This is a genomic window from Algibacter sp. (assembly GCF_029245835.1).
Classification (GTDB): domain Bacteria; phylum Bacteroidota; class Bacteroidia; order Flavobacteriales; family Flavobacteriaceae; genus Algibacter_B.
The window spans coordinates 1-14,631 of record NZ_JAQWOO010000027.1 but is presented as its reverse complement, the minus strand read 5'-3'; the positions used below and the strand labels follow the sequence as shown (position 1 = coordinate 14,631).

At 32.3% G+C, this 14,631-nt stretch carries 14 protein-coding genes; 8 read left to right on the top strand and 6 right to left on the bottom strand.

Features of this window, described 5'->3' with window-relative positions; all coding sequences use genetic code 11:
• Window positions 1-3 precede the first annotated feature (3 nt).
• The 3 genes from P8K68_RS03740 (at window position 4) to acs (ending at window position 2,835) form a co-directional block, all read left to right on the top strand.
• A complete protein-coding gene (locus P8K68_RS03740; RefSeq protein WP_300248306.1) occupies window positions 4-369 on the top strand; it encodes a response regulator in 366 nt (121 codons plus the stop codon).
• Window positions 370-440: 71 nt separating this feature from the next.
• Complete coding sequence (locus P8K68_RS03735) at window positions 441-659, top strand: hypothetical protein (RefSeq protein WP_300248305.1); 219 nt, start codon at window positions 441-443, stop codon at window positions 657-659.
• 268 nt (window positions 660-927) lie between these two features.
• Window positions 928-2,835 (top strand): acetate--CoA ligase, encoded by a 1,908-nt coding sequence (gene acs, locus P8K68_RS03730; protein ID WP_300248304.1) that lies wholly within the window; start codon window positions 928-930, stop codon window positions 2,833-2,835.
• A 46-nt stretch (window positions 2,836-2,881) separates the two neighbouring features.
• On the opposite strand, the gene P8K68_RS03725 is transcribed toward acs, so the two are convergent.
• Together P8K68_RS03725 and P8K68_RS03720 are read right to left on the bottom strand one after the other, a co-directional pair.
• Window positions 2,882-3,526: a 3'-5' exonuclease gene (locus tag P8K68_RS03725; RefSeq protein WP_300248303.1), complete on the bottom strand. Its 645-nt coding sequence runs from the start codon at window positions 3,524-3,526 to the stop codon at window positions 2,882-2,884.
• 4 nt (window positions 3,527-3,530) lie between these two features.
• Window positions 3,531-5,420 (bottom strand): DUF294 nucleotidyltransferase-like domain-containing protein, encoded by a 1,890-nt coding sequence (locus P8K68_RS03720; protein ID WP_300248302.1) that lies wholly within the window; start codon window positions 5,418-5,420, stop codon window positions 3,531-3,533.
• Window positions 5,421-5,610: 190 nt separating this feature from the next.
• Between P8K68_RS03720 and P8K68_RS03715 the strand changes: the two genes are divergently transcribed.
• Window positions 5,611-5,739 (top strand): hypothetical protein, encoded by a 129-nt coding sequence (locus tag P8K68_RS03715; RefSeq protein WP_300248301.1) that lies wholly within the window; start codon window positions 5,611-5,613, stop codon window positions 5,737-5,739.
• Between the two features lie 55 nt (window positions 5,740-5,794).
• On the opposite strand, the gene P8K68_RS03710 is transcribed toward P8K68_RS03715, so the two are convergent.
• From P8K68_RS03710 to P8K68_RS03700, 3 genes are read right to left on the bottom strand one after another with little or no spacing between them, the layout of a single operon-like run.
• Window positions 5,795-6,454: a 3'-5' exonuclease gene (locus P8K68_RS03710; protein ID WP_300248300.1), complete on the bottom strand. Its 660-nt coding sequence runs from the start codon at window positions 6,452-6,454 to the stop codon at window positions 5,795-5,797.
• Window positions 6,455-6,456: 2 nt separating this feature from the next.
• Window positions 6,457-8,373, bottom strand: coding sequence for a DUF294 nucleotidyltransferase-like domain-containing protein (locus P8K68_RS03705; protein WP_300248299.1), 1,917 nt, complete (start codon window positions 8,371-8,373; stop codon window positions 6,457-6,459).
• Between the two features lie 9 nt (window positions 8,374-8,382).
• A complete protein-coding gene (locus tag P8K68_RS03700; RefSeq protein ID WP_300248298.1) occupies window positions 8,383-8,997 on the bottom strand; it encodes a fumarylacetoacetate hydrolase family protein in 615 nt (204 codons plus the stop codon).
• 475 nt (window positions 8,998-9,472) lie between these two features.
• Here P8K68_RS03700 and P8K68_RS03695 point away from each other — a divergent pair, with 475 nt between their 5' ends.
• Together P8K68_RS03695 and P8K68_RS03690 are read left to right on the top strand one after the other, a co-directional pair.
• Window positions 9,473-11,245, top strand: coding sequence for an ABC transporter ATP-binding protein (locus P8K68_RS03695; RefSeq protein ID WP_300248297.1), 1,773 nt, complete (start codon window positions 9,473-9,475; stop codon window positions 11,243-11,245).
• A gap of 5 nt (window positions 11,246-11,250) precedes the next feature.
• Window positions 11,251-11,769: a DinB family protein gene (locus P8K68_RS03690; RefSeq protein ID WP_300248296.1), complete on the top strand. Its 519-nt coding sequence runs from the start codon at window positions 11,251-11,253 to the stop codon at window positions 11,767-11,769.
• A 9-nt stretch (window positions 11,770-11,778) separates the two neighbouring features.
• On the opposite strand, the gene P8K68_RS03685 is transcribed toward P8K68_RS03690, so the two are convergent.
• Window positions 11,779-12,984 carry a multidrug effflux MFS transporter gene (locus P8K68_RS03685; protein WP_300248295.1) on the bottom strand — a complete coding sequence of 402 codons (1,206 nt, stop codon included), beginning with the start codon at window positions 12,982-12,984 and terminating at the stop codon, window positions 11,779-11,781.
• A gap of 217 nt (window positions 12,985-13,201) precedes the next feature.
• Here P8K68_RS03685 and P8K68_RS03680 point away from each other — a divergent pair, with 217 nt between their 5' ends.
• Both P8K68_RS03680 and P8K68_RS03675 read left to right on the top strand, forming a co-directional pair.
• A complete protein-coding gene (locus P8K68_RS03680; RefSeq protein ID WP_300248294.1) occupies window positions 13,202-13,783 on the top strand; it encodes a Crp/Fnr family transcriptional regulator in 582 nt (193 codons plus the stop codon).
• 99 nt (window positions 13,784-13,882) lie between these two features.
• Window positions 13,883-14,461: a YceI family protein gene (locus P8K68_RS03675; RefSeq protein WP_300248293.1), complete on the top strand. Its 579-nt coding sequence runs from the start codon at window positions 13,883-13,885 to the stop codon at window positions 14,459-14,461.
• Window positions 14,462-14,631: the final 170 nt, after the last annotated feature.

Below are 14,631 nucleotides of genomic sequence, written 5' to 3'. Positions count from 1 at the left end.
ATAATGAAGAAGAAAATTTTAATTGTTGATGATGAGCCAAACATAGTGATGTCATTAGAATATACCTTCAAAAAACAAGATTTTGAAGTGTTTATTGCAAGAGACGGAAGTGAGGCTTTAGAGATATTGAAACATCATATTCCTAACGTGGTTTTATTAGATATTATGATGCCAAATGTAGATGGTTATCAAACCTTAAAGCAAATTAAAAATACAGACAGTTTAAAGGATACCAAAGTGGTGTTTTTAACTGCAAAAAATAAAGCTTCAGATATTGAAAAGGGTTTAAAACTTGGAGCAGATAAATATTTAACCAAACCTTTTTCAGTAAAAAAACTAGTTTCAGAAATTATGGAACTATTAGCTTAAAGATAGTCTTTATCGCTATTAAATATTGGTTTTGTGTGCAAACAAACAATGTTTAATTAAAGTTTAAAGACATGAAATTTCGCATAAAACCGTTAGCTTCAGATATTATTATTAGTATCTACGCTATCGCTACACTTTATTTTAGATTTAAATTTGAAAGTGAAACCTACACAAGTCCTATGCTATCTATTGTTATGGGAGTTTGTTTTGTGGTTATTATTTGGGTACTTATTAAACTTAAAGTACTTAATCCTAATTGGTTTGGACTACTAAATTCAAAAAAACAGTAGTCATGAATTACCAAAATCACAAAGCGGAAAAATTCTTCGTAAATTACTGCGAAATGTTGTCGACTCCTAAAAATACAGCATTGTTTAAACCATTGATAATCTAGTTACCATTAACGAAATGAAATCAGTAAATCAAACCCATCATATTGGGATACATAAATTATAATGTAAAATTACGAACACGAAACTATCGCATTATTAATAAAATAAATCAATTGTCACACTGAGCGCAGTCGAAGTGTCTTAATAAAATCTAAATTAATATATTATGAGTAATTACCACATAAAACACTTAGAAGAATATTACCAAGTTTATCGTAAATCTGTCAGAAACCCAGAAACTTTTTGGGAAGAAATAGCCGAAGAGCATTTCATGTGGCGAAAAAAATGGGATAAGGTATTAAGTTGGGACTTTGCAAAACCAGAAATAAAATGGTTTGAAGGTGCCAAATTAAATATTACCGAAAACTGTATCGACCGACATTTATATACCAGAGGCGATAAAACCGCTATTATTTTTGAACCCAATAGTCCAGAAGAAAAAGCACAACATATTACCTACCGAGAACTGCATGAGAAAGTTTGCAGATTTGCTAATGTGCTTAAAGATAATGGCGTAGGTAAAGGCGATCGAGTTTGTATTTATTTACCAATGATTCCAGAATTAGCTATTTCTGTTTTGGCATGTGCACGTATAGGAGCCATACATTCGGTCGTTTTTGCTGGGTTTTCATCAACGGCTTTAGCTACTAGAATTAACGATAGCGATTGTAAAATGGTAATTACTAGCGATGGTTCTTATCGTGGTTCAAAAACCATCGATTTAAAAGGTATTGTGGATGAGGCTTTAGAAGATTGCCCTGGTGTAGATACTGTTTTAGTTGCAAAACGTATCAATACGGACATTCATATGAAAGACGGGCGCGACAAATGGTTGCAACCGTTGTTAGATGCTGCGCACCACGATTGTGCTCCAGAAATTATGGATGCAGAAGATCCTTTATTTATTTTATACACCTCGGGTTCCACAGGAAAACCAAAAGGTATGGTGCATACAACAGCTGGTTATATGGTGTATACTGCTTATACATTTAAAAATGTATTTCAATACCGTGAAGAAGATGTGTATTGGTGTACAGCAGATATAGGTTGGATTACAGGGCATAGCTACATTGTTTACGGTCCGTTATGTAATGGAGCGACAACAATTATGTTTGAGGGCGTACCAAATTTCCCAGATTTTGGACGTTTTTGGGAAATCGTAGCAAAACATAAAGTCAACCAATTTTATACCGCACCCACAGCCATTCGTGCATTAGCAAAAGAAGGTGTAGAGCATTTAGAAAAGCATGATTTATCCTCGCTAAAAGTTCTGGGAACTGTTGGAGAGCCAATCAATGAAGAGGCTTGGCACTGGTACGATGATAACGTCGGAAAGAAAAAATCGCCCATTGTCGATACTTGGTGGCAAACCGAAACAGGAGGTATCATGATTACGCCAATAGCATTTGCAACTCCAACGAAACCAACCTATGCGACACTTCCGTTTATTGGAATACAGCCCGCTTTAATGGATGAACATGGCGAAGAAATAAAAGGAAATCAAGTGGATGGACGATTGTGTATAAAATACCCTTGGCCGAGTATGGCAAGAACCATTTGGGGTAATCACCAACGCTACAAAGACACTTATTTTTCGGCTTACGACAATAAATATTTTACAGGTGATGGTGCTTTACGTGATGAAGTAGGCTATTATAGAATTACGGGTCGTGTGGATGATGTAATAATTGTATCCGGACATAACTTAGGCACTGCGCCAATCGAAGATGCTATTAACGAGCATCCAGCAGTTGCAGAAAGTGCTATTGTAGGTTTCCCACATGATATAAAAGGAAACGCATTGTATGGTTATGTAACCTTGAAAGAAACAGGTGAAAGTCGTGATCATAACAATTTGCGTAGGGAGATAAACCAAATTATAACGGAGCAAATAGGACCGATTGCTAAACTAGATAAAATTCAGTTTACAGACGGCTTACCGAAAACACGTTCTGGTAAAATTATGCGTCGTATTTTACGAAAAATTGCGAGTAACGATACCAGTAATTTAGGCGATACTAGTACGCTATTAAATCCAGAAGTTGTTCAGGATATTATGGATAATGTGTTGTAAATAAACTGTATACATGTAAAAAAGCATCCAGTTCTTGGGTGCTTTTTTATATCCAATCAAAAAAATAACGCAACTTCAAACCCTTTTTCTTTTTCTGTAACAACGAAGATAATTTTTGAAAAAGTAGCGCAGTGATATACGCATCTCCAGAAGCCGTATGTCGGTCGTGTTGTGGAATATTGAAAATGTTGCTTAAGGCATCTAGGCTATAATGCTTGTGGTCTTTAACATATTTTGTTTTTTTATAAAGTTCGCCAGTATCAACAACTTTGTTTTTCAGTTTGGGTAAGTTCATACGTTTTAATGCAGCGTTAATCATAGCAATATCAAAAGCGGCATGATGTGCAACTAAAACAGCATTTCCTATATATTCCAAAAATGCTTTGATAGCTTCAGACTCTTCTGCTTTCGTGATGTTACCGCCTTTTAATAAGCCATGTATTTTTATGGTTTCTGAATTAAAAATATTTTGTTTTACATAGCATTCAAAGCTGTCAGAAACTTTAATAATTTGTCCTTGAACAGCTATAACACCAATAGAAAGTATGCGATCTGTTTTAATATCCAATCCTGTGGTTTCGGTATCAAAAACTAAAAATCGTTGATTGTCAAAATCTTTATTTGTTGTTGATTTAAAATGATTGAGGTAGCGTGTCCAAAACTCAGGATATGTTTTCTTTTTAAACCACATTATATTACATGAATTGAGCAAGTTGGAAACGCGTTTGAATTAAATCTTGTACGTCCTTAATCGCTTTAAAACAACTTTTCAATTCTAACTTATTAGCTTTACTGAGTTTTTGTAAATCAATAAATCTTCCAGAATCGTTATGAAGTATGCCTTGTTCGGTTCTAAATCGAAGTAGTTTTTTAAAAGAATCTCGGCATGCTAAATAGATGTCTTTGTTTTGCGGTTCAGCGCTAGCGAGATTTTCATATCGAATTATAGTATTATTAGTTTTTATGTTTTTTGATAAAACTAATAATCTGGCAGCATCAACTAGAGGCATCATAGCACGCCCTTTAATGTCGAATTGATCTTTATGTTCGCCATCACTTTCTACTAAGAATTGTCTAAAAAAGCTTAGAGGTGGTGGGTTTTTTAAAGCATTCAGACCTAAAAAATTTAAAAATATTTCATAGGAATCGATGGATTCAAAAATTCCTTTTGCCATAGAATTTACTAATGTTTCATCTCCGTAAATATGTTGGAAATCAAAAAAAATGGTACACAACATAAGGTTATCTTGATCTGGTTTGGTAATCCATTCTTTAAATTGTGTTTCCCATTGAGATAAGGATAAACACCATTTAGGATTGCTTGCCATCATTTCTGCAGGACAAAATTCAAACCCGACAATGTTTAGACTCGTTGTAATTTTCTCTGATAGCTTCAGGAAATAATTTTGAGTACTTTCATATGCTTCCTCTGGAACATCATTAAAAACTAGGGCGTTATCTTGATCTGTTAGAAGCAACTGTTCCTCACGGCCTTGACTACCAATCGCAATCCAACTAAAAGATGTTGGAGGTGGTGTAGCCATGCCTTTAATAGCTAAATCTATGATGCGTTGCGTGATACTTTCATTCATAGCAGATATTATTTTGGTGGCAAATGTAATTGGTATGTGTTGTTTTATATACCGCTTTAATACTTCATGCGCACGTTTACGAATGTGTTGCAATTGATTTGGCGTAGTGGCGCGCTTTACTTCTTTTACTAAAACCGAAGCATTGTTTTCTCGAATAACCACAATATCATGTTCTGATAAAACCCCTTTTAAGTCCGAGTTCGGAGTGCCATCTTTTGTAATACATAAATGCGTGATTTTATTCTTAATCATGGCAATTTGAGCTTCGGCTACGGTAATATTTTCCGGATAAGTAATAACAGGAGACGACATGATTTTTTCAACAGTTTCCTGTATTGAAATAAGGCCTGTGGCTATTTTAGTTCTTAAGTCTTTATCTGTAATTATGCCTAAGGGCTTATTGTTTTCGGTAATTATAATTGAGCCTACACGTTTATCGGTCATTTCAAGAGCAGCTTCCTTTATGCTTGTATTCAAAAGGCAACTCACTGGGTTTTTAGAATAAGAGGCAGATTGTTCTTCAAAAAAATCTGGAATATTATCAGTTGAGTTCTGGTTTTGTAAAGGGTTAGATTCTATGTAAGTTGTATTAGTAGCAAAACTTGACATTAAATACGTACTGGCTTCAGGATTCGTAGTGATATACTCTTTAAATAATTCTGAAGAAATACTATATACTATGGTTTCTTCTATAGCTTTTGCAGTTAGTTTGTAATCATCTTGACGCATTAGTGCCCGTAATCCAAATATATCACCTTCATCACATTTATCAACTAATGTGTTAGAGTCTTCTCGAAATAATCCAATAGCTCCATCTTTTACAACGTAGAATTGATTCTTTACTGGGTTTTTAGCGACAAACAAATTGGTGTCTTTCTCTAAGTAATGTACCTCTACAGATTTGCAAATAGCGAGTAATTGTTCTCGGGATAACATACTAAAAGGAGGGAAGTCCTTTAAAAAATCAAAGATGCGCTCTGCTATGGTATTCATACAAGCAATTTAATAAAAAATAGAATAAGATGAAGCTAACAACTTAATGAGTTTTAACTGCTACACTTTCAAACATAAAAGTGGATTAAGTTATTATAAAACATCTGGTTTTTAGATTAAACCATGTTAATATTAAAACGTCATTCTTTATTTTTATTTTGTTAATTTTTTCTGAATTAGCCTTATTTAGTTGTACAGTAGTTCAAGTAAAGGTGGTAATGTTGATTTATCATTTTATAAGGGAAATCCAGTAAAAGCTTGTCCAGGTAATATCATTTTACATATTAGCTTAACTGAAAGTGAAGCCACAGCAACCTAGGATTTATAAATGGCTACAGATTGGGAATAAAAGAGATATTAAATTATAATAGGTCTTATTTGAGTAAATAACTCCATTGTAAATGTTTACGTTTATCCAAACGCGATAAAATCTTTAAAAATACAATACCGGTTATAAGTGCATCTCCACTGGCGGTATGTCTATCTACTTTAGGTACATTAAGTGCTTTACATAAATCATCCAAAGAGTAGTGATCTTTAAGATTTTCATGATAAATAATGTGCTTCGATTTATTAAATAATACGCCTGTATCTATAAATTTGTTTTTTAGTTTCCCCAAACCATGTCTAGAGAGCATTTCATTCATCATGTTTTTATCAAAATTAGAATGATGCGCAATTAATACAGCATTTTTTATATAGGATAAGAATATTTTAATAGCTTCTAATTCCGTAACCTTATCAACGGTACTACTTTTTATTATTTCATGAATTTCAACAGAATCACGATTAAAAATATCTTGTTTTAAGTATAATTCTAAACTATCATTTACAGGGATAGATTTTCCCTTAAATGCGACAGCTCCAATAGATAAAACTCTGTCTTTTAAAATATCAAAACCAGTAGTTTCCGTGTCAAAAGCTACAAATCTAGTTTCATTAATAGGCGTTTTTTCAATAGTATCAAAATGGTCAATATAGGCGTTCCAGAAATCTGGATACTTTTTTTTATTTTTTCTAAACCATTTAATCATTTTTAAATAAAGTTTTTTAAATCAAATCTAATTTTTAAAATCTCTTGAATTTCCTGTATAGGCTTAAAACAACGTCTTAGTTTTAACTTTTCTTCTTTGGTCAAGGTCTCTAAATCAATTAGTTTTCCAGAGTTATTATGCAACAGACCTTGTTTTGTTTTAAACTTGGAAAGTGCTTTAAAAGCATAGGAGCAAGATTCATATAATTCTTTGTTTTCAGGTTCTAGTTGCGCCAATCTTTCAAAGCGTTCATAAGTATTATTAACACCTCGTATTTGTTTACTTAAAATAAGTAACCTTGCTGCATCTACCAGAGGCATAACAGCTCTACTTTTTATATTGAAAAGCTCTTTCTGTTCACCATTTTGCTCTATTAAAAATTGTCTAAAAAAACCAAGAGGAGAAGGGCTTTTTATAGCATCACTTGCTAAGAATCTAAAAAACAAAGTAGTTTCTTGTAAAGTATTATAAACAGTATCCGTTAACTTGTTTATTAATTCTTGGTTGCCATAAACACAGTTATAATCAAAGAATATGGATGATAATAAAATAGCTTTTTCATCGGGTTTTAAAATCCATTTTTTAAATTGGTTTTGCCATTCGGATAAAGATTTGCACCATTCCGGATTACTCGCCATCATATCGGCTTCACAGTATTCAAATCCGATTTTATTGAGTGTTTGGGTTATTAAATTTGAAAGCTCTAAAAAATAAGTTTGCGTTTCTTCACGTTTTTTTTCTGGGACATCTTCAAAAACCAAAGCATTGTCTTGATCCGTAAAAAGCAACTGTTCTTTTCTACCTTGGCTGCCTAGAGCCAACCAAGAAAATGTAACTGGAGGAGGTGTGGGCATTTTTTTTATTGCCAATTCAATAGCGCGAATGGTAACAGCGTCATTAATTTGTGAAATCACATTAATAATATGTGATATGGGAATGTTTTGTTCTAAATAACTTTTTAAGAGGCCATTAGCTTTACGTCTGGTAGCACGTAGTTTTTTTGTGCGTTTTGCTCGTTTTATTTCTTTTAAAATTACAGAAGGATTGTTTCCTAGAGTAGCCAAAACATCATGATGCGAAAGTACACCTATCAATTTCGAATTAATAGATCCATCTTTTGTAATACACAAATGACCAATGTTATTTTTTATCATTTGTAATTGTCCATCAGCAACTGTTAAATCTTTTTTCCCTGTGATTACTGGAGAATTCATAATATTAGTTACTCTAGTGTCTATAGGGAATAGACCCGTTGCAATTTTGTTTTTTATATCACTATTTGTAATAATACCAGCAGGTTTTTTGTTTTCATCTACCACAATGATACATCCAATTTTATGCTTACACATTTTTTTAGCAGCACTTTTTAAAGTAGATTTTAAACTGCAAGTAATGGGGGCTTTGGTGTAATTTACGGTTTGAAAGTTTACAATGTCTTGAGAGGTGTTTGGTAAATAATCAACAAAAATTTTACCAGATTCTTCTGCGGTATAGGGTGTGTAAGTGTTGGATGCAAAAGCGGTAATTAAGTATTTTTGAATCTTAGCATTATTATCTGTAATAGATTGAAAAAGCGCGATGGGAATAGCGTAAACTATAGATTCTTCATTGGCTATTGTAGTAAGATTATAAGTGTCTTTACTAATTAGTGGTTTTAAACCAAAGATATCGCCAGTATCATGAATATTCATGATTTCTATGGTTTTGCCATTATTATAATTTGAACTTATGGCGCCATCTCTAACAATGTAAAAGTGCTCATGAGTCGAATCTCCTTTTTTAAATACGGTATTACCCTTTTCTAAATATATAATGTTGATTTCTGAAGCTAGATCTGTTAAGTTTTTAGCCCTAACCATATTAAATGGCGGATAGTTTTTTAAAAAATCACCAACACGTTCAGCAATAGAATTCTTCATTTATTAATTTTATATGAGTTTAAAATCTAGTAGCAACTCTCCTTCAATAAAAGCTTGTAAGTGATCGCCTTTAAAATTTTGACCAGAACCACTCGCAGGCGTTCCTGTGAAAATTAAATCCCCAGGTTCTAAAGTCATGTATTTTGAAACGAAAGCAATGATTTCAACAAAATTATAAATCATATCGGTTGTATTTCCAGACTGTTTTTCTTCACCATTAATGGTCAAACTAAAGTTAATGTTATTTAAATCTGGTAAGGTAGAAATAGATTTAAAACCACTTACAGGTGATGCTCCATCAAACCCTTTAGCTAAAGCCCATGGTCCTTTGTTTTCTCTACTGGCACCCAAAACATCTTTGGCTGTGTAATCTATTCCAATACCAATTTCACTAATATAAGAAGCCGCATCATTTTCAGAAATATCTTTACCCGTTTTTCCGATTTTAGCAACTAACTCTACTTCATAGATTAATTGATTTGTAATTTTTGGAAAAGCAATATCCTTATTGTCAGTTACCAAAGTGCTTTCAGCTTTTAAAAATATAAGTTGATTCCCAGTTTTAAGAGCACTAATGTCACTTTTGTCATTTACGTAATTTTTACCAATCCCAATTATTTTCATCTGATTGTTATAGTTTAAAAGGTTATTTTTAAGTGTTAAAAGTAATGAATAAAGAAAGTTTTATGATGATTTTTATCTTGTTTTTTTTGGCATTACCACGCTTGGGCGTGGTCGTGCTTTCCACTTCTAGTTTTGGCTCGATGCGTCCGCTCGCCAAAAGCTAACCGTTACAATCACTAATGCGATTAACGTATAATAAAAATTACTACCTTTAAAAAAAGAAACAACTATGGAAAAAGTAAAAGCATATGCCGCTCAAGAAGCGGGCGGAATATTAGAAAAAGTAGCCATTTTAACGCCTAAAGAAAAAAAGGCTGCTAAACTTGCTAAAAAAGCAAAACGCAAATAGTAAATTTTCCTGCTTTATAAAGTTTAAAAAACCACTCGATTTGAGTGGTTTTTTTTATGTGAAGTTTAAACATTTTATCTTAATAGAATCCGTAATTTTACAATATATATTATTTGAAAAATACAGATGCAACACCTTAAAGAATCCGTCAAAAATAAAGAAAATTCCAAACCAAAAGTAACTCTAAAACAAGCTTTTAAAACTATTATATGGCCAAGGCGAAAATTGGTATTTATAGGTTTAATTTTAATAGTAATTAGAAGTTTAGCAGGCTTAATACTCCCGTGGCAAAGTAAAGTATTGTTAGATGATGTTGTTCCAAGTGGCGATGTATCTAAACTTTATAATTTAATAGCTATAGTATTAGTTGCTATCTTAATTCAAGCAGTAACATCGTTTTCTCTAACCAGAATATTAAGTGTACAAGCACAGTATTTAATAAGTGAGTTACGTGCACAAGTACAGAAAAAAGTGCTGTCTTTACCTATTAGCTTTTTTGATAATACAAAGTCTGGTGCTCTTGTATCTAGAATTATGAGTGATGTTGAGGGCGTTAGAAATTTAATTGGTACAGGTTTGGTACAATTGGTAGGTGGATCGTTCACTGCCATAATTTCACTAATTATCTTGATAAAGTTAAATCCATGGATGACGCTTTTCGTATTTATACCACTTTCCATATTTGGATATATAGCACTAAGAGCTTTTAAATATATTCGTCCTATTTTTAGAAAACGCGGAAAGATTAATGCTGAGGTAACAGGGCGATTAACCGAAACTTTAGCTGGTGTTCGGGTTATAAAAGCGTTTAATGCTGAAGCTCAAGAAAATACGGTTTTCGAAAAAGGCGTTGATAAATTATATCAGAACGTCAAAAAGAGTCTAACGGCTACGGCATTAATGACGAGTTCTTCAACTTTTTTAATAGGTGTTGCAACAACTGGTATTATGGGTATTGGTGGTTATTATATGATTTTAGGAGAAATGACTACGGGTGAATTTTTATTCTTCACATTAATACTTGGGTTTATGATTGCGCCTATTGTACAAATGAGTAATATAGGAAGCCAATTAACAGAAGCTTTAGCAGGATTAGATAGAACCGAAGAGCTCATGAATATGGCTGCTGAAGAAGATGATGAAAACCGTACCATTCAACTTGATAGTTTAAAAGGTAATATAGCTTTTGATGATGTATCGTTTGCTTATGAAGAAGATAAAGAAGTGCTTCATAATATAAGTTTTAATGCACCGGCAGGTTCTGTAACGGCATTGGTGGGTAGTTCGGGTTCTGGTAAATCTACTATTGCTGGATTATCTGCTACGTTTTTGAATCCGAAATCGGGAAAGGTGACCATAGATAGTCAAGATTTATCCAAAGTTAAATTAAATAGTTACCGTAAATATTTAGGTGTGGTATTGCAAGATGAATTTTTATTTGAAGGCACCATTAGAGAAAACATTATGTTTCCTAGACCAAACGCTACAGACCAAGAATTACAAAATGCTGTTAAAGCAGCTTACGTGAATGAGTTTACCGATAGATTTGATGAGGGGTTAGACACTTTAATTGGAGAAAGAGGCGTAAAACTCTCTGGTGGACAACGTCAACGTTTGGCTATTGCACGTGCTATTTTAGCAAATCCGAAAGTTATCATTTTGGATGAAGCCACTTCAAATTTAGATACAGAAAGTGAAGCTTTAATTCAAAAGAGTTTAAACGAATTGGTAAAAGACAGAACTACCATTGTTATTGCACATAGATTAAGCACTATTAGAAAAGCAGACCAGATTTTAGTTATAGAAGCAGGTCGCATTGTAGAACGAGGCACACACGATGAGTTAATTTCTTTAGAAGGCAGATATTACGATTTATATACCTATCAAGCAAAAATTTAAGAATTATGAATGTTTCAGATTTAACGACATCAGAGTATGACACATATTATGGGAATTATATAAGTAAAGTCTCAAATGAAATGACTTTAGCTGAAGGTTTTAAACAAGGAGAACAGCGAGTTTTAAATTTTTTTAAATCCATTCCTAATGATAAATTAGAATACAGATATGCGCCTGATAAATGGAGTATAAAAGACGTTTTTCAGCATGTAATTGATACCGAACAAATTTTTATGTACCGCTGTTTCAGAATTGCAAGACATGATAAAAATCCTTTAGCTGGTTTTGAGCAAGATGATTACATAGCGCCATCAAAAGCTAATGATAAATCTTTAGATCATTTAATTGAAGAATATCAAGCCGTTAGACAAAACTTTAAGGTACTTTTAAAAAGTTTAAAAGATGAAGATTTGAAATGTATGGGAACTGCTAGTGGAAGCCCATTGTCTTCAAGAGCAGCTGCTTTTATTATTCTGGGGCATGAAATTCATCATATGGCAGTTATAAAAGAGCGTTATTTGTAACAAAAACACTTATGCGGCAACCATAATGTTTTTATTCTTCGTTATTATAAAAACGAAAAGAGAAAGTACTCCAAAAACAGAAAAACCAATAAATAGTGGCAAAACAGAAGTATTAACAAAGCCACCAATATAATTGGCAATGGGAACAGCCATAACGGTTGAAATAAACCCATTAATTGCGGCGCCAATACCAGCAATGTGTCCTAATGGTTGCATAGCGATAGCTCTTAAATTTCCGAAGAGAAAACCAACAGCGAAAAATTGTAAAGCGAAAAAACCTAATAGCATATAAATACTGGGGTTATTTTCAGACCAAAATAGTACAACATATAAAACAGAAACTAAAGCGTAAGCTAAAGTAGCTAAATAGGCAATACGCATCATACCATATTTAACAACCAATCGACTATTTAAAAAAGTAGCAAAACCTACAGATATTGCCAAACTTGCAAAAATGTAAGGAAACATTTCGGCTAGATTATATTGTTCTTGAAAAATTTGCTGTGAGGTACTCAAATACACCATAAACGAGCCTGTAATAAAACCAGACACAAAGGTAAATGCTACCGCTTGTTTATGCTTAAAAAACTCTTTTGCTCCATCAATAAAAAGATGTGATGAAAATTTAATACGTTTTTCTTTTACCAAAGTTTCAGGCTGACGTTTTAAAAACCAAAACATGATAAAAACACCAATAATTAAGTTGAAGTAAAATATAGACTTCCAATCAAAAAAACTTATTAAAACTTGACCTAGAGTTGGAGCAACAACAGGTACTAAAATGAAAAACATCACTACAATAGAAATTATTTTCGCCATATAATCACCATCATAAGAATCTCGTATCATAGAAAGCGCCAAACTTCGTGGAGATGATAATCCTATACCTTGAAGAATTCTTCCGATAATCATGACCTCAAAATTTTTGGTAGTAACACAGATTATACTAGCAATAATAAAAACTAGAAAACCAATGTAAACAATGGGTTTTCTTCCAAAACTATCGGATAGTGGCCCAAATAAAAGTTGTCCAAACCCTAATCCCAAAAAAATCATGGTTATTAATAGCTGATTATCTTTTGGATTTGTAACACCCAAAGCACTACTAATTTCAGGTAAAGCTGGTAGCAAAGTATCAATAGATAAGGCTACAATAGACATTAAAGATGCCATTAAAGTAACAAATTCAAACTTAAATGTATTCTCGTTTTGCATGTTGCAAACATAGAGCAATTAAATACAGTAAAAAGCTTTTAATCATTTAATAAAGCAATATTGTTATTGTTAAACTCAATACTTTTCAGGCTATTAAATTTTTATAATTTTAAAAAAAAGAACTAATGCTGGTGAATTAAATTTAATAATAACTCAATAAATATCCGTTAAGACCATGATATTATTGTTAAATTTGATGTTTTAGAAATTCTTTAAAATGAAAAACCAGGCGCTATTAGATTACATAAATAAACATGTTAATTTAACAGTTGAAGAGGAGGCGTTACTAACCTCTAAAGTGTCATATAGAAAATATTTGAAAGGACAATACATTGTGCAACAAGGTGATGTTTGTAAATATGAATGTTTCGTGATTTCTGGATGTACTAAAACATTTTTTGTAGACGAGGAAGGGCAGGAGCATATTGTAATGTTTGCCATTGAAGATTGGTGGGCCTCAGATTTGGGTAGTTTTATTACTCAAACCCCAGCCGATTTTAACGTTCAATGTTTAGAAAACACAGAATTTATTATGTTTTCTAAAGACGATATTGAAGATTTATATAGGGAAATTCCAAAATTAGAGCGTTTCTTTAGATTAATAATAGAGCGTGCTTTTGTTGCATCACAAAAACGAGTGATTAGAAACTTTAGTCTTTCAGCAAAAGAGAGATACCTTTATTTTAAAAATCAATACCCAAAATTAGAACAACGTATTCCGCAGTATATGATAGCTTCATACCTTGGTGTTACTAAAGAATTTTTAAGCAAAATTAAAGGACAACTTCTTTTGGAATAAAATAAAGTTAAACTAGATTAACTTTATTTTATAATCTACCTTATTTTTTAAATCACCAATCCATCAGATATTTGCAGTGTAATAATAATTAATAAAAAAATGAAAAACACAATTAAAAATTTTGCAATATTTGCTTTAGTAGCATTTACTACATTTTCTTTCACAACTATTGATGGAAATAAAAAAGAAATAAAAATCGATAAAAGTAAAGTGGTTTGGAAAGGCTATAAAGTTACTGGTTCGCATGAAGGTAACATAGCTATTCAATCGGGTTCATTGACTTTTGAAGAAGAAAAATTAACTGGTGGTGAATTTGTTATAGATATGACTACTATAAATACAACGGATTTAGAAGGAGAATATAAAGGCAAACTTGATGGTCATTTAAAATCTGACGACTTCTTTGGCGTTGCAAATCATCCAACTGCAACTTTAGTGTTTAAGGATGTAACTACTTCAGGTAAAAATGCTTACACCGTTTCAGGAGATTTAACTATTAAAGGAAAAACAAACCCTGTAACTTTTACTATTTCAATTTACGGAAGTAAAGCTACAGCATCTTTAAAGATAGATAGAACCAAGTACGATGTACGTTATGGTTCTACAAGCTTTTTTGATGGTTTAAAAGATAAAGCTATTTATGATGAATTTGATTTAGTAGCAGATTTAGAGTTTTAGTTTACAGATTGAATTATAGTTAAAATAAGGAGGTCGTCTAAAAACAATTTAGGCGATCTTTTTATTTTTGGTCATTTAGGTTTTATTTTGACGCTCTTTGTTTTAATAGTAAATAATAATGTTGTTAAAATAGAGCAAAGCGATTTCTATATCGCCAAACTCACTTTTTT